The organism is Acidovorax sp. ACV02 (genome assembly GCF_014851475.1).
Lineage (GTDB): Bacteria > Pseudomonadota > Gammaproteobacteria > Burkholderiales > Burkholderiaceae_C > Acidovorax > Acidovorax delafieldii.
In genome coordinates, this window is record NZ_JACUZU010000003.1 from 225,472 (window position 1) to 240,049 (window position 14,578).

Sequence of the window (14,578 nt, forward strand, 5' to 3'; positions counted from 1 at the left end):
GAGACAAGACACCATGCAATTCCATTCCCTCGCTAAATCCTTGGCGCTTGCCGCCGCGCTGCTGGCCGCCCTCGCCGCCCCCGTCTCGGCCCAAGTCAAGGAACACACCTTCAAGGTCGGCATTGGCCTGAGCGACGACCACCCGCAGGCCCAGGCCGTGCGCCACTTTGCCGAGCGCCTGCAGGCCAAGAGCGGCGGCAAGATGAACGCCAAGCTGTTCGCCAGCGGCGCCCTGGGCAACGACGTGAGCATGACCTCGGCCCTGCGCGGCGGCACGCTGGAGATGACGATTCCGGACTCGTCCACGCTGATGTCGCTGATCAAGCCCTTTGGCGTGCTGAACCTGCCGCTCACCTTCAATACAGAGGCAGAAGCCGACGCCTTGCTCGACGGCCCCTTCGGCCAGAAGCTGCTGGCCATGCTGCCCGACAAGGGCCTGATCGGCCTGGGCTTCTGGGAAAACGGCTTCCGCCATGTGACCAACTCGCGCCGACCCATCAACACGGCCGACGATCTGGCGGGCCTGAAGCTGCGCGTGATCCAGAGCCCTTTGTTCCTCGACACCTTCAACGCGCTGGGCACCAACGCCACGCCCATGCCGTTCACCGAGTTGTACACGGCCATGGAACAAAAGGCCGTGGACGGCCAGGAAAACCCGCCCGCCACTATCCTGGCCAGCAAGTTCTATGAAGTGCAAAAGCACCTGGTGCTGTCGCGCCACATGTACAGCGCCTGGGTGCTGCTCATCTCCAAGAAAACCTGGGACGGCCTCTCGGCCGACGAACGCAAGATCGTGCAGGAGGCAGCGCGGGAAGCCACGCTGTTTGAGCGCAAGACCATCCGCGCCTTCAGCGAAACCGCCCTGGGCGAGCTGAAGAAGGCCGGCATGCAGATCACCGAGCTGCCCGCTGCCGAACAAGCCAAGCTGCGCACCAAGCTGCAGCCCGTGCTGGCCAAGTACGGCAAGGAGTTTGGTGAAGAAACCACCAATGAAATGATGGGCGAGCTGGCCAAGGCACGGGGCAGCAAGTAAGCGCTTGGTTCGTTCCCCAGGGCGCAGCTTCCGGCTGCGTCCAGCCCCTCTTTTGCAACGCCCCGACCCCATGACCCAAACACCCCGCCGCCCCTTCCGCTCCCGCGAATGGTTTGCCGCGCCCGAGCGCTCGGACATGACCGCGCTGTACCTGGAGCGGTTCATGAACTACGGGCTCACACCCGAAGAGTTGCGCTCGGGCCGGCCCATCATCGGCATTGCGCAGACGGGCAGCGACCTGTCGCCCTGCAACCGCATCCACCTGGACCTGGCGCGCCGCGTGCGCGACGGCATCCGCGATGCGGGTGGCATCCCGATGGAGTTCCCCGTCCACCCCATCTTTGAAAACTGCCGCCGCCCCACCGCCGCGCTGGACCGCAACCTGGCCTATCTGGGGCTGGTGGAGATCCTGTACGGCTACCCCATCGATGCCGTGGTGCTGACCACGGGCTGCGACAAGACCACACCGGCAGGCATCATGGCCGCGTCCACGGTGGACATCCCGGCCATCGTGCTCTCGGGCGGGCCGATGCTGGACGGCTGGCACGAAGGGCAGCTGGTGGGCTCGGGCACCGTGATCTGGCGCAGCCGCCGCCAGCTCGCGGCGGGCGAGATTGACGAGGAAGAATTCTTGCAGCGCGCCTGCAACAGCGCGCCCTCTGCCGGGCACTGCAACACCATGGGCACGGCATCGACCATGAACGCCGTGGCCGAGGCGCTGGGCCTGTCGCTGCCGGGCTGCGCGGCCATTCCAGCGCCCTACCGCGAGCGCGGCCAGATGGCCTATGAGACCGGGCGGCGCATCGTGGAAATGGCGTATGAAGACCTGCGCCCCTCGCGCATCCTGACGCGCGAGAGCTTTCTGAACGCGCTGTCAGTGGTGAGCGTGGCGGGCGGCAGCAGCAACGCGCAGGTGCACATCATGGCGATGGCGCGCCACGCGGGCGTGCAGCTGGACGCGCAAGACTGGACCAACCACGCCTACGACCTGCCCCTGCTGCTGAACATGCAGCCTGCGGGCCAGTTTCTGGGTGAGCGCTTCTTCCGCGCAGGCGGTGTGCCCGCGCTGATGTGGGAGCTGCAGCAGGCGGGCAAGCTGCATGCCGATTGCGCCAGCGTGACTGGCAAGACGGTGGGCGAGAACCTGCAAGGCCGCGAGACCCGTGACCGTGAGGTGATCCGCCCCTTCAGCAACCCGCTCATGCACAAGGCGGGGTTCATGGTGCTCAGCGGCAACCTGTTCGACTTCGGGATCATGAAGACCTCGGTGATCTCCGAAGCCTTTCGCCAGCGCTACCTCAGCCAGCCGGGCGCGGAAGGCATCTTTGAAGCCCGCGCCGTGGTGTTTGAGGGTGCGGACGACTACCACGCCCGCATCAACGACCCGGCACTGAACATCGACGAAGGCTGCATCCTGGTGATGCGCGGCGCGGGCCCCATCGGCTGGCCGGGCTCGGCCGAAGTGGTGAACATGCAGCCGCCCGACGCGCTGATCCGGCGCGGCATCAACACATTGCCCACGCTGGGCGACGGACGCCAGTCGGGCACGGCAGACAGCCCTTCCATCCTCAACGCATCGCCCGAGAGCGCCGTGGGCGGGGGCCTGTCCTGGCTGCAAAGCGGCGACACCATCCGCATCGACCTGAACACCGGTCGCTGCGATGCACTGGTCGCCCCCGAGGAAATCGCGCGCCGACAACGCGACCTGCCCGCCCCACCCGTGCCCGCGAGCCAGTCGCCGTGGGAGGCGCTGTACCGCGAGAAAACGGGGCAACTGGCCGATGGCGCCACGCTGGACTTTGCGCTGGAATTTCAGCGCATCTCCGAAAAGACTCCACGCCACAACCACTGACAACGAACGGTAGGCCACTGGCGCCTTCCCGGACTTTTTCGAAGGACTCTCCATGAACAACATGACGGCAGCGGCAGTTGCCGAACGGGCCCGTGCGCCCCAGGCCGCATTGCAAGTGCTTCCCGACGACGGCCTGCAAGGCACGCTGGTGGGCCGTGTGTGGGCACCCCAAGGCGCCGTTCCCGGCCCGGCCGTGGTGGCGCTGCGGCCCGAAGGTGTGTTTGACCTCAGCGCGCACTACCCCACCATGAGCACGCTGCTCGACTCCCTGGCACCGGCAGAGGCTGTGCGCAGCGCCACCGGCCAGTACCTGTGCAGCGTGGAAGACCTGCTGGCCAACAGCCTGCCCGGCACGCGTGACGCCAGCCGCCCCTGGCTGCTTGCCCCGTGCGACCTGCAGGTGGTCAAGGCGGCGGGCGTGACGTTTGCGGCCAGCCTCATCGAGCGCGTGATCGAAGAGCAGGCACGCGGCGACGCCACCCGCGCGCAGGGCCTGCGCAGCCAGGTCATCGGCCTCATCGGCCAGAACCTGGCGGACATTCGCCCGGGCTCGCCCGAGGCCATGCGCCTGAAAGCGCTGTTGCAAGACAAAGGCCTGTGGTCGCAGTACCTGGAGGTGGGCATTGGCCCCGATGCCGAGGTGTTCACCAAGGCGCCGGTGCTGGCCTCGGTGGGCTGCGGCGACGACATCGGCATCCGCTCCGACTCGGCCTGGAACAACCCCGAACCCGAGGTGGTGCTGGCGGTGAACAGCCGGGGCCAGATCGTGGGCGCCACGCTGGGCAACGACGTGAACCTGCGCGACATCGAGGGCCGCAGCGCCCTGCTGCTGGGTAAGGCCAAGGACAACAACGCTTCATGCGCTTTAGGACCCTTCATCCGCCTGTTCGACGCCAGCTTCGGGCTGGAACAGGTGCGCAATGAGACGGTGCACCTGCGTGTGGCGGGCGCGGACGGCTTTGAGCTGCGCGGCATCAACACCATGGCCAGCATCAGCCGCGACCCCACCGACCTGGTGGCGCAGACCCTGGCTGCACACCAGTACCCGGATGGGTTCGTGCTGTTCATGGGCACGCTGTTTGCCCCCATCGAAGACCGTGACCAGCCGGGCGGCGGCTTCACCCACCACCTGGGCGACCTGGTGTCCATCCAGAGTGCCTGGCTGGGTGGGCTGCACAACCGCGTGGCGCACAGCGAGGCCGCGCCGCCCTGGCGCTTTGGCCTGCGCGCCTTCATGGCCAACCTGGCGCAGCGCGGGCTGCTGCAGGGCACACCGCTTTGAGTCAAAAGAAAACAGGAGACAACCCCATGCTCAATGCCTTCATCGACCGCTGCTGCCGCTGGATCAACCTGCTCATTGCCCTGGCGCTGGCCGTGATGGTGGTGATGGTGTTTGGCAACGTGGTGCTGCGCTACGCGTTCAACTCCGGCATCGCCATCAGCGAGGAGGTCTCGCGCTGGCTGTTCGTGTGGATCACCTTCCTGGGCGCCATCGTGGCGGTGCGCGAGCGGGGCCACCTGGGCACGGACTTTCTGCTGGCGCGCCTGCCGCCGCTGGGCCAGCGCATCTGCCTCGCCATCAGCTACGCGCTGATGATCTGGTGCACCTGGCTGCTTTTCAGCGGCGCGCTGGCACAGGCGCGCATCAACTGGGATGTGGATGCGCCGGTCACCGGTGCATCCATGGCCATCTTCTATGCGTCGGGTGTGGTGTTTGCCGTGGCGGCGGGGCTGCTGCTGGCGCTGGACCTGTGGCGGATTGTGTCGGGGCAGATGCCCGACAACGAGCTGCTGCACATCGCCGAATCCGAAGAACTGGCCGCCGTGGGCAGCCAGTTGCCGCACACAGCCCCCGCGCCCACGGCTTCACGCCAGTGAACCCCACACCGCAATGACCTGGAGCGCTCTTTCATGACCGTTTTTATCTTCCTCGGCTCCCTGCTGGCCGCCATGGCCATCGGCGTGCCGATTGCCTACGCGCTGCTCGTGTCTGGCGCGGCCCTGATGTGGCACCTGGACCTGTTCGACGCGCAGATCCTGGCGCAGAACGTGATCAACGGCGCGGACAGTTTTCCGCTGCTGGCCGTGCCCTTCTTCATGCTGGCGGGCGAGATCATGAACGTGGGTGGGCTGTCGCAGCGCATCGTCAAGCTCGCGCTCACGCTGGTGGGGCACAAGCGGGGCGGGCTGGGGTTCGTTGCCATCCTGGCGGCCTGCATGCTGGCGGCGCTGTCGGGCTCCGCCGTGGCCGACACGGCGGCACTGGCAGCCCTGCTGCTGCCCATGATGGTGAAAGCCGGGCACGACAAGGCACGAGCGGGCGGGCTCATCGCTTCAGCGGGCATCATCGCGCCGGTCATTCCGCCCTCCATCGGTTTCGTGGTGTTTGGCGTGGCGGCCAACGTGTCGATCAGCAAGCTGTTCCTGGCCGGCATCGTGCCGGGGCTGCTGATGGGAGTAGCGATTGCCATCACCTGGTACTGGGTCTCGCAGCGCGAAAACGTCACCCCACCGCCCAAGGCGTCCACCGCCGAAAAGCTGCAGGCGCTCAGGGAATCGACCTGGGCACTGTTCCTGCCGGTGATCGTGATCGTGGGCTTGAAGATGGGCGTGTTCACCCCCACCGAGGCGGCGGCCGTCGCTGCCGTGTACGCCCTGCTGGTGGCCACGCTGGTCTACCGCGAGCTGCACTGGCGCCAACTGACCGATGTATTCATCAGCGCCGCCAAGACCACCGCCGTGATCATGTTCCTGGTGGCGGCCGCCATGGTCAGCGCCTGGCTCATCACCGTGGCGGATATCCCGCGTCAGCTGGTGAGCCTGCTCAAGCCCTTGATGGAACACCCCACGCTGCTGCTCATCGCCATCATGGTGCTGGTGATGGCCGTGGGCACCGCCATGGACATGACGCCCACCATCCTCATCCTCACGCCCGTGCTGATGCCGGTGGTGAAGGCGGCAGGCATCGACCCGGTCTACTTCGGCGTGCTGTTCATCATCAACAACGCCATCGGGCTCATCACCCCGCCCGTGGGGACGGTGCTGAACGTGGTGGCGGGCGTGGGCAAGATGCGCATGGATGACGTGACGCGGGGTGTCATTCCGTTCATGGTGGCGCAGTTTGCGGTGATGTTCCTGATGGTGCTGTTCCCGTCCCTCGTGCTGGTGCCGATGCGGTGGTTTGCGGGATGAACCTGCGTTTTTGAAGCAAAAAGTGCCGCAAGCGCCAGTGGATATTGCGCTTGCAGCTATCAAATCAGGAGTTACTCACTCCTAAGCGCTGTTCAGTTGGCCACCGTGAACCGCTTTTGCACATGGCGTGGCGTCTCCAGTTCGTCGGCCATCGCCACCGCCAGGTCGGCCACGCTGATGCTGCCGGGCTGGTCGCCGTTCATCAGCGGCGCCTCGTCGCCCAGGCGGTACTGGCCGGTGCGCTCGCCGGGCTGCAGCAGGATGGGGGGAGAGAGAAAGGTCCAGTCCAGCGTGTTTTCGGTGCGGATCCAGTTCAGCGCCTCTCGGGCGGCCAGGGCGCCCTGCTTCCATTCGGCGGGGAACTGGGGCGTGTCCACCAGCTGCAGGCCGGGTGCCACAAACAGGCTGCCTGCGCCGCCCACCATCAGAAAGCGACGCACGCCGGCCTGCTTGGTGCCGTCGATGGTGGCGCGGGTGCCCTTGAGGAACTGGTCGTGGATATCGGGCACGGTCCAGCCGGGGTTGTAGGCGCTCACCACCGCGTCGTGGCCCGCAACAGCCTGGGCCACCTGGGTGGCGTCCTGCGCGTCTGCGGCGACCACGGTCAGACCTTCGTGGGCCGTGAGCTTTGCCGGGTTGCGGGCCAGCACGGTCACACGGTGGCCGCGTTGCAGCAGTTCGTTCAGCACGGCCGAGCCGACAAAGCCGGTGGCGCCAATCAGGGCGATGTTCATATCGATGTCCTTGGGGTCAAAGTTGTGATGTAGTGAGAATAGGAGCTTGTCAAAACAGGCGGTAGATGGCTAAAACCGCCTTGTCTTTGAAGCTGTACTTCACAATTGAACGCATGGAAGACCTCAAACGCATGGCTGTTTTCGCCGCCGTGGTGCAGCACGGCTCGATGAGCGGCGCCGCGCGCGCCCTGGGCATGAGCACTTCGGCGGTGAGCCAGCCGGTGCGCAAGCTCGAAAGCGAAGGCGGTGTGACGCTGTTGCACCGCTCCACGCGCAAGCTGGCGCTCACCGAGGCGGGCCAGCGTTACCACGCGCGCTGCGCTGCCATGTGGGCAGCGGCAGAGCAAGCGCGCGCCGAGCTGGCAGCCTCCCGCGATGCGCCCAGTGGCGAATTGCGGATGTCGGCCACCGTGGGTTTTGCGCGGCACATCGCACCCGCCCTGGGTGAACTGCTGGCCGCGCACCCGGCGCTGCGCCTGCGGCTGCTGGTGGACGACTCCACCATCGACCTCATCAACGCACGCATCGACCTGGCCGTGCGTTACGGGCGCCTGGCGGATTCGACCTGGGCGGCCCGGCGCCTGGGGGGCATGAGTTGGTACCTGTGCGCATCACCCGAATGGGTGGCCGCACACGGCGTGCCCCAGCACCCGGATGCGCTGCTGTCCCATAGCTGGCTGGGCTTCGCGCGCGAGGGGGGCGGGTTGCTCATCGACCTGCGCAGTCCCAGCGGCGAGCCGCGCGCACTGCGGGTGGAGCCGCGCATTGCCAGCAACAACCAGCTCTCGATCCAGCAGATGTGCGAGGCCGGGCTGGGCCTGGCGCTGGTGGGCAGCATGGACTCGCACGAAGCACTGCAGGCCGGGCGGCTGGTGCGCCTGCTGCCCGACTGGTCGTTTGGCACGCTGGACATCTGGGCCGTCACGCCCCAACGCGATGCCCAGCCCGCCAAGGTGCGCCAGTCGATTGCGGCACTGCATGCCTACCTGCGGCAGGTGCCCGGGATTTCGGACTGAGAGCGGCCAACAAAACGCTTCTGGCGTCGTTGCCGCGTCTTGTCGTACTGCTCGCAATGCCTGCGACGCAGCGCCTAGCCAGAACCGCTACGCTGAGTTTTGTGAGCCGCTCCGAGCCTTGCTCGTCGGCACCCATCGATTTTTTATCGCACGGACCCACAAATTCCATCGTTGTGTGGGTGCCGTGCTCTGCCTACAGTTGCGGCTCCCTGGCCAGGGTTTGATTGATGGATTGACCCCACCACCCACCGGAGACCCGACATGACGACCCACCCGCCACTGACCTTCCCCATCGACCGCGTGCTGACCGCCTTCGAGCAGCAGGACGTGCCCACACTGCTGGCCACGATTGCCGACGATGTGGACTTCCGCATTGACCATTACCGCGATGACGCAGATACCCGTTGGCAAATCGCCCGCAACAAGGCCGAGGCGATGGCCGTGGTGCAGCGCCTGGGGGTAGATGTGTTCCCGCGCGGCACGAAGATCCTGCACACCCACAGCCAGCCGCTGGGCAATGACTGGGTGCTCACGCACTTTCACCAGCGCTTCTTTTATGCGGTACAACAGCGCGAGGTGGAATCCGTGACCTGGATCACCAGCCATTCGCAGAACGGCCAGGTGGACTATTTCCGCGAGACCGTCACCACCATCACCCCGGTCTGACAACCTGATCCAAGAAAGGCTCCGCCACCATGCTGTTTGACCTGCGCGCCCTGGGCTACTTTGTAGCGGCCTATGAAGAGCGCTCGGTCACGGCCGCCTCGCGCCGCTGCTTTGTGGCGCAGCCGTCCATCAGCATGGCCATCAAGGGGCTGGAGGATGCGCTCGAAACCACCCTTTTCGAGCGCAGCCGCCAGGGCCTGGCGCCTACGCCCGCCGCGCACCGGCTGTACCCCCGCGCCTGCAGCCTGCTGGCCCAGTCCAGCGCCATGGTGCGCGACTTTCGCGATGCACCACGTGAAACGCTGGGCATCTTCCTGCAGGACGACCTGATGGTGCAGCAGGCCACGCCCCTGTTCGCACACATCGCGCAGGAGCTGCCCCACACCATGGTGCGGCTCACCGCCAGCGCGCAAGAGGCGCGGCTGCGCATGGTGGCCGAGCACTGCAAGCCGCCGGGCGACACCTTTGTGCCGCTGTGGCACGAGCCCTATGTGATGCTGGTGCCCGAGCAGCACCCGCTGCGCTTCAAGAAGCGCTTTGGCCTGGCAGACATTGAAAACCTGCCCCTCATCGAGTGGCCCTATTGCCCGCTGCACCAGTCCTTCATCCGTCTGCTGGCCGAGCGGGGGATTGCGCTGCAGGTGCAGGCCAGTGCTGCGCGCGAGGAGCTGCTGCTGCACATGGTGGACGCGGGCATGGGCTTGGCCGTGGTGCCGCAGTCGCATGCAGCCCAGGCGCGCCGCGCGCTCACCCGCCCGCTGGACGGGCCCCTGGCCTTCTCGCGCCACATCGGCCTGGCCTGCGACGCGTCGGACGCGCCCCTGCTCGGTCTGCTGCACCGCCTGGCGGACGGCATGAAGGCCACCGCAGCCCAGCCCGAGCCCACGCAGCGCAGCAATGTGGTCTGATCCCCTGCCCCATCCACCCCTCAGGCCACCCCCATGATTCTAGAAATTGCCCACCTCACCATCCGCCCCGGCCAGAACAGCGCGTTTGAACAGGCGTTTGCCCAGGCGCAGCGCATCATTGCCTGCATGCCTGGCTACCTGTCCCATGAGCTGGGGCATTGCATGGAGCGACCACAGGACTATGTACTGCTGGTGCGCTGGGCCACCCTGGCCGACCACGAGGTGGGTTTCCGCCAGTCCGCCCAATACCAGGAGTGGAAACGGCTGCTGCACCATTTTTACGATCTGTTCCCCACCGTTGTGCACTTTGAGCCGGTCACGCCGTACAGGGTGTGACGGCGCCGCCACGCGCGGATGCTGCAGCGCACTATTCGGGTATTGCCTGAAGATTTAGCGCACTGCGCGTGCCGTTTGGGTCCTAGAATTTGTAAAAGCGCGTATCTTCGTATCTTCATTACCGCGCGAAGGATCCAACATGAAAGCCATCCAGCAGGACATCGACGAGCGGACCAACCTCACCAGCACCAACAAGTTCGAGCTGCTGCTGTTTCGCCTGGGCATCGACAGCGCCTTGGGCAAGTCCGAGCTGTTCGGTATCAATGTCTTCAAGATCCGCGAGATCGTGGCCATGCCCAGCATCACACCGATTGCGGGCACCACGGCCCATTCGCTCGGGGTGGTCAACCTGCGCGGACAGGTGATTCCGGTGCTGGACCTGCCCTCCATCGTGGGTTGCAAGCCACAGACGGGCCTGAACATCATGCTGGTGACAGAGTACGCACGCACCACCCAGGCGTTTGCAGTCGAGTCGGTGGAAGACATCGTGCGCCTGGACTGGAAACAGGTGCTGTCGGCTGAAACCAGCGGCGCTGCTGGCAAGCTGGTGACCAGCATTGCCCGTCTGGACGGCAACACCGATGAGTCCCGCCTCGCGCAGGTACTGGACGTGGAAGCCATCCTGCAGATGATCTCGCCCTCTGACGGTCACGAGGTCACAGAGGAAAAGGTGGGAGCCAAGCTCAAGCTCAAGCCTGGTTGCATCATCCTGGCGGCGGACGACTCGTTCGTGGCCCGCTCGCTCATCGAGCAAGAACTCAAGGTGCTCAACGCGCCATATGAAATGGTGAAATCCGGCAAGGAGGCCTGGGACCGGCTCAATGCCATCGCCAAAAGTGCCGAGGCCGAGGGCAAGACGGTGCTTGACCGCGTGGCCATGGTGCTGACCGACCTGGAAATGCCGGAGATGGACGGCTTCACGCTGACGCGCAACATCAAGCAGGACGCCCGCTTTCATGGGCTGCCGGTGGTCATCCATTCCTCGCTGTCGGGCTCGGCCAACGAAGACCATGTGCGCAGCGTTGGGGCCGATGGCTATGTGGCCAAGTTTGTGGCGGAAGACCTGGCGGAGACCATCCGCCGCGTACTGCCCAAGTAAACCGGCGCCCTATCCGCTGGAACACAACGGCCTTGCGGGGCCGTTTGTTTTTTGCGGGTCCGATTTTTTGGTTGAATCAGTTGATTGCGTTCGTAAAACGTACTCTGATAGCTATCATTTTTGACGATATCAAGCAGCAGGCGTGCCCCATATTCACGGGTTGTTACAGCCTCCATCGGCACCTGTGCATGCGCCGAGTCAACCAAAAGCCGTCCCCGCGCGCTAAAGTGATTGGCCCCCTGTGCCAGACCCCTGAAATTTGTAACGCTCCACCGGAGCGCTTTTCATGGGCTTTACGGACAAGGCGGAACGCGCCCACCAAGCCGGAGTCTGATCACCATGACCTACACCATCACCCGCATTCTTTCCGCCACGGTCCTGGGGGCCCTGGTGACGGGGTGTGCCACCGTGCCGGGCGACCCTTATTACGACTCTCCGCGCTACCCGGTGTACGAACAGCCAGGCTACATCTACAGTGCCCCGCCGCCGGTGTACCAGGCGCCGCCTGTGTACCGTGCGCCTGGCGTGATCTATTCGGCCCCGCCGCCACCGCCCGCCATCTACTACGGCGGACGTGACCGCGACGACAACCGGTGGGACAACGACCGTAACCGCAATGACTGGCGCGAAAGAGAGCGTGACCGTGACCGCGCTGAGCGCGACCGGGCAGCCCGCGAACGCGAACGCCGCGACCAGCAGGCCCGTGAACTGGATCGCCGAGCCCGAGAACAGGACCAGGCCCGCCGGGAGCAGGCCGAACGGGATCGCCGCGCTGCCGAAGACCGCCGCAACCGCGAAAACCGCCCCGGCCGCCTGGCACCCGACAGCTACACCCCGAGTCCTTACGACTGGCGCTCGCGCCAGCAGTCCAACAGCCCGGACAAGCCGTGATGGCCTGGCGCTGACCCCGCTACCCCTACAACTCTCCAGCCACCATGAAACCACGTACCCATACCCTCATCGCTGGCCTGTGCGTGGTCTTTCTGGGCGCGCTACCTCCATTGGGTGCCCAGGCGCAGGTGGTGCGCTGCACCGACGCTGCCACGGGCAAGGTCACCTACACCGACGGCAAATGCGCTAGCGGCACCACGGTGCGTGAGGTGGAGGCCCGCAAAACTCCGCAGGAGATCCAGCAGGAGCGCGAAGAAGCCGCCGAGGCGCTGGCGCGCAAACAGCAGCGCTTGCAGGCCGAGGCGACCGCCGCCGAGACCGAATCACGGCGCAATACACAACGCGACCAGACCGCTCCTGCCAAAACCACAGACTACGCGCGCTCCCCGGAGTGCGCCCGTTCACGGCGCAACCTGGATGTGGTGTTGAGCAGCGTCACCGGCGGCGGCTACGAACAAAACCTGCGGGTGGAGGCGGCGCAGCGGCAGGTCGACCTGGACTGCCTGGGCCCTCAGGGCTATGCGGAGGTGGAGAAGTCCCGCCCCCGGTCAACTAACACCACGACGCCGGTAGTCGTCGTGCCCCCACCGCATTACCCGGTGCGGCCTACGCCGGTGCAACCGCCGACGCCCACCCCCAAAAAATTCACGCAGTGCAACGTGTTCCGCTGCTACGACGCCCAGGGCAATAGCTACCCCCGCTGATCGGTCGCCCATGTGGGCAAGGTGAGGAGAGTGCGGATTTCTCCAGCCTCTCAGGCTCGCAACCCCTCGACCACACTGGGGTAGCGCAACCGCAGACCCAGCTCGCGCAGCATGCGCTGGTTGTCCAGCCGGCGCGATTCGCTCATGAAACTCAGCAGCATCAGCGACAGCTGCTCTTGCGCCGTGCTGCGAGGCACGCGCGGCGGGCGAGGCAGGCCATACAGATCAGCCGCCATGTCAAAGTAGTCGCCCATCTTCATGTGGGTGGAGTCGCTCACGTTGTAGGCGCGCTGCGGGCGCCCCTTCCACACGGCCGCCATGCAGGCGCGCGCCAGGTCTTCGGCATGGATGTGGTTGGTGAACACATCGTCCTCGGCCACCAGCACAGGCGTGCCCCGGCCCAAGCGGGCCTCAGGCGTACCGCCCTCGCGGTCGGGGGCGTAGATGCCCGGAATGCGCAACACGGTGGCCCGCACGCCGGCACGGCCCAGGTGGCGCACGGCGCGCTCGGCATTCACACGGCGCTGGGCGCGAGGTGTGCCGGGGGCCACGGCCCGGGTCTCTGGCACCAGGGCCCCCTGGCAGTCGCCATACACACCGCTGGTGGACGCGTAGGCCAACGACATTGGCAAGGTGCGCAGCCGCAGCGCGCGGGTCAGCGCCACGGTACGGGGGTCACGCCACCAGGCATCGCCCCCTGCGCCCTCCCCCGGCGGGGGCGCCAGATGCAGTACCCGCGTCGCCAGGCCGGACAGCCTGCGCAAGGTGCCTGCATCGTCCAGATTGCCCACCAGAGGCCGGGCCCCTTGTGCCCGCAGCTCCGCCACCCGCCCAGCGCTGGAGGTCAGTGCCAACACCTGCATGCGCCCGGCCCCGGGGCCCGTCTGCAGATGGCGCAGCACCCGTTGACCTACATCACCACAGCCCACGATGAGCAGGCGTTCGCGACGAAAGCGCGCTGGCAGCGCGCCGAGGGGGTTCTGGTTTGAGGGCAAAATCGGGTCCGTTTGCTTAGCTAGAGACGACTCCAAGGATACCCACACATGACCAGCGCCGAGGCTGCCACCACCGCAGCGTTTCAGATCACCGTGCAGCCCAGTGGCCGCGCTTTCAGTGCCAATGCGGGCGAAGCCATCCTGGCCGCCGCCATCCGCAGTGGCGTGGGCCTGCCCTATGGCTGCAAGGACGGCGCGTGTGGCTCGTGCAAGTGCAAAAAACTCAGCGGCACCGTGCAGCACAGCGCCCACCAGTCCAAGGCCCTGACGGCCGATGAAGAGGCTGCGGGTCTGGTCCTGACCTGCTGCGCCCAGCCGCTGTCCGACGTGGTGCTGGAATCGCGCCAGGTCACCGACGAAAGCGCCTACCCCGTCAAGAAGATGCCAGTGCGCGTGGCCTCGCTCGAAAAGAAATCAGACGACGTGATGCAGGTGCGCCTGCAGCTGCCTGCCGCAGACACCTTCCGATACCACGCGGGCCAATACATCGAGTTCATCCTGCGCGACGGCGCCCGACGCGCTTACTCGATGGCCAATGCGCCGCACACCCAGGCAGAGGCGCCGGGTGTGGAGCTGCACATTCGACACATGGCCGGCGGCAAGTTCACCGACCATGTGTTTGGGGCGATGAAAGAGAAGGAAATCCTGCGTGTCGAAGGCCCGTTCGGCAGCTTCTTCCTGCGCGAAGACTCCGACAAGCCCATCGTGCTGCTGGCATCCGGCACCGGATTTGCCCCCATCAAGGCGCTGATCGAGCACCTGCAGTTCAAGGGCATCAGCCGCCCCACCGTGTTGTACTGGGGCGGCCGTCGCCCTGGCGATCTGTACCTGGCCGACTGGGTGCAGGCCCGCGTGGCCGAATTGCCGTGGATGCGCTACGTTCCGGTCATTTCCAACGCACTGCCCGAGGACGGCTGGACTGGCCGCACAGGCTTTGTGCACCAGGCGGTGCTGGACGACTTTGCGGATCTCTCAGGTCACCAGGTCTATGCGTGTGGCGCGCCCATCGTGGTCGAGTCCGCCCGTGACGCCTACAGCGCCCAGCGCGGCCTTCCGCCGGAAGAGTTTTTTGCCGACGCATTCACGTCGGAAGCCGACAAACACGGCGGCTGACACGCCCCCGCAAGGCCGATAAAGACACCTGGACCACGA

15 protein-coding genes are annotated in these 14,578 nt (G+C 65.9%); 13 read left to right on the forward strand and 2 right to left on the reverse strand.

Going from position 1 to position 14,578, the window contains the following annotated elements:
* Positions 1-13: 13 nt before the first annotated feature.
* The 5 genes from IB236_RS08345 to IB236_RS08365 all read left to right on the forward strand — a co-directional run bounded on the left by IB236_RS08345 (position 14) and on the right by IB236_RS08365 (position 6,077).
* Positions 14-1,033 (forward strand): TRAP transporter substrate-binding protein, encoded by a 1,020-nt coding sequence (locus IB236_RS08345; RefSeq protein ID WP_192420050.1) that lies wholly within the window; start codon positions 14-16, stop codon positions 1,031-1,033.
* 70 nt (positions 1,034-1,103) lie between these two features.
* Positions 1,104-2,885 (forward strand): IlvD/Edd family dehydratase, encoded by a 1,782-nt coding sequence (locus IB236_RS08350; protein ID WP_192420052.1) that lies wholly within the window; start codon positions 1,104-1,106, stop codon positions 2,883-2,885.
* A 52-nt stretch (positions 2,886-2,937) separates the two neighbouring features.
* On the forward strand, positions 2,938-4,167 hold the full coding sequence (locus IB236_RS08355; protein ID WP_192420054.1) for a fumarylacetoacetate hydrolase family protein: 1,230 nt from the start codon (positions 2,938-2,940) through the stop codon (positions 4,165-4,167).
* Between the two features lie 26 nt (positions 4,168-4,193).
* Positions 4,194-4,763, forward strand: a complete 570-nt coding sequence (locus IB236_RS08360) for a TRAP transporter small permease (RefSeq protein ID WP_108498345.1) — start codon at positions 4,194-4,196, stop codon at positions 4,761-4,763.
* 33 nt (positions 4,764-4,796) lie between these two features.
* Positions 4,797-6,077 (forward strand): TRAP transporter large permease subunit, encoded by a 1,281-nt coding sequence (locus IB236_RS08365; protein WP_192420056.1) that lies wholly within the window; start codon positions 4,797-4,799, stop codon positions 6,075-6,077.
* Positions 6,078-6,169: 92 nt separating this feature from the next.
* Here IB236_RS08365 and IB236_RS08370 read toward each other — a convergent pair whose 3' ends face one another.
* Positions 6,170-6,811, reverse strand: coding sequence for an NAD(P)-dependent oxidoreductase (locus tag IB236_RS08370; protein WP_192420058.1), 642 nt, complete (start codon positions 6,809-6,811; stop codon positions 6,170-6,172).
* Positions 6,812-6,924: 113 nt separating this feature from the next.
* Here IB236_RS08370 and IB236_RS08375 point away from each other — a divergent pair, with 113 nt between their 5' ends.
* From IB236_RS08375 to IB236_RS08405, 7 genes are all read left to right on the forward strand, one after another.
* Positions 6,925-7,827 (forward strand): LysR family transcriptional regulator, encoded by a 903-nt coding sequence (locus tag IB236_RS08375; protein ID WP_192420060.1) that lies wholly within the window; start codon positions 6,925-6,927, stop codon positions 7,825-7,827.
* A gap of 261 nt (positions 7,828-8,088) precedes the next feature.
* The gene (locus tag IB236_RS08380; RefSeq protein ID WP_192420062.1) at positions 8,089-8,493 is read left to right on the forward strand and encodes a hypothetical protein; all 405 of its coding nucleotides are present in this window, start codon (positions 8,089-8,091) and stop codon (positions 8,491-8,493) included.
* 29 nt (positions 8,494-8,522) lie between these two features.
* The gene (locus IB236_RS08385) at positions 8,523-9,401 is read left to right on the forward strand and encodes a LysR family transcriptional regulator (RefSeq protein WP_192420064.1); all 879 of its coding nucleotides are present in this window, start codon (positions 8,523-8,525) and stop codon (positions 9,399-9,401) included.
* A gap of 33 nt (positions 9,402-9,434) precedes the next feature.
* A complete protein-coding gene (locus IB236_RS08390) occupies positions 9,435-9,737 on the forward strand; it encodes an antibiotic biosynthesis monooxygenase (protein ID WP_192420066.1) in 303 nt (100 codons plus the stop codon).
* 139 nt (positions 9,738-9,876) lie between these two features.
* Entirely contained in the window at positions 9,877-10,836 is a 960-nt protein-coding gene (locus IB236_RS08395) for a chemotaxis protein (RefSeq protein WP_015015359.1), read from the forward strand.
* Between the two features lie 339 nt (positions 10,837-11,175).
* Entirely contained in the window at positions 11,176-11,727 is a 552-nt protein-coding gene (locus tag IB236_RS08400) for a hypothetical protein (RefSeq protein ID WP_056066726.1), read from the forward strand.
* Positions 11,728-11,771: 44 nt separating this feature from the next.
* Positions 11,772-12,431, forward strand: coding sequence for a DUF4124 domain-containing protein (locus IB236_RS08405; RefSeq protein ID WP_192420069.1), 660 nt, complete (start codon positions 11,772-11,774; stop codon positions 12,429-12,431).
* 50 nt (positions 12,432-12,481) lie between these two features.
* On the opposite strand, the gene IB236_RS08410 is transcribed toward IB236_RS08405, so the two are convergent.
* On the reverse strand, positions 12,482-13,426 hold the full coding sequence (locus IB236_RS08410) for an SDR family oxidoreductase (RefSeq protein WP_192420071.1): 945 nt from the start codon (positions 13,424-13,426) through the stop codon (positions 12,482-12,484).
* A 48-nt stretch (positions 13,427-13,474) separates the two neighbouring features.
* On the opposite strand from IB236_RS08410, the gene IB236_RS08415 reads away from it, so the two are divergent.
* Positions 13,475-14,539, forward strand: a complete 1,065-nt coding sequence (locus tag IB236_RS08415; RefSeq protein WP_192420073.1) for a CDP-6-deoxy-delta-3,4-glucoseen reductase — start codon at positions 13,475-13,477, stop codon at positions 14,537-14,539.
* Positions 14,540-14,578: the final 39 nt, after the last annotated feature.

What these genes read in the sequence shown, in the direction of transcription:
- IB236_RS08345 (WP_192420050.1), top strand. Translation starts at nt 14, where the DNA reads ATGCAATTCCATTCCCTCGCTAAATCCTTGGCGCTTGCCGCCGCGCTG.
- IB236_RS08350 (WP_192420052.1), top strand. Translation starts at nt 1,104, where the DNA reads ATGACCCAAACACCCCGCCGCCCCTTCCGCTCCCGCGAATGGTTTGCC.
- IB236_RS08355 (WP_192420054.1), top strand. Translation starts at nt 2,938, where the DNA reads ATGAACAACATGACGGCAGCGGCAGTTGCCGAACGGGCCCGTGCGCCC.
- IB236_RS08360 (WP_108498345.1), top strand. Translation starts at nt 4,194, where the DNA reads ATGCTCAATGCCTTCATCGACCGCTGCTGCCGCTGGATCAACCTGCTC.
- IB236_RS08365 (WP_192420056.1), top strand. Translation starts at nt 4,797, where the DNA reads ATGACCGTTTTTATCTTCCTCGGCTCCCTGCTGGCCGCCATGGCCATC.
- IB236_RS08370 (WP_192420058.1), bottom strand. Translation starts at nt 6,811, where the DNA reads ATGAACATCGCCCTGATTGGCGCCACCGGCTTTGTCGGCTCGGCCGTG.
- IB236_RS08375 (WP_192420060.1), top strand. Translation starts at nt 6,925, where the DNA reads ATGGAAGACCTCAAACGCATGGCTGTTTTCGCCGCCGTGGTGCAGCAC.
- IB236_RS08380 (WP_192420062.1), top strand. Translation starts at nt 8,089, where the DNA reads ATGACGACCCACCCGCCACTGACCTTCCCCATCGACCGCGTGCTGACC.
- IB236_RS08385 (WP_192420064.1), top strand. Translation starts at nt 8,523, where the DNA reads ATGCTGTTTGACCTGCGCGCCCTGGGCTACTTTGTAGCGGCCTATGAA.
- IB236_RS08390 (WP_192420066.1), top strand. Translation starts at nt 9,435, where the DNA reads ATGATTCTAGAAATTGCCCACCTCACCATCCGCCCCGGCCAGAACAGC.
- IB236_RS08395 (WP_015015359.1), top strand. Translation starts at nt 9,877, where the DNA reads ATGAAAGCCATCCAGCAGGACATCGACGAGCGGACCAACCTCACCAGC.
- IB236_RS08400 (WP_056066726.1), top strand. Translation starts at nt 11,176, where the DNA reads ATGACCTACACCATCACCCGCATTCTTTCCGCCACGGTCCTGGGGGCC.
- IB236_RS08405 (WP_192420069.1), top strand. Translation starts at nt 11,772, where the DNA reads ATGAAACCACGTACCCATACCCTCATCGCTGGCCTGTGCGTGGTCTTT.
- IB236_RS08415 (WP_192420073.1), top strand. Translation starts at nt 13,475, where the DNA reads ATGACCAGCGCCGAGGCTGCCACCACCGCAGCGTTTCAGATCACCGTG.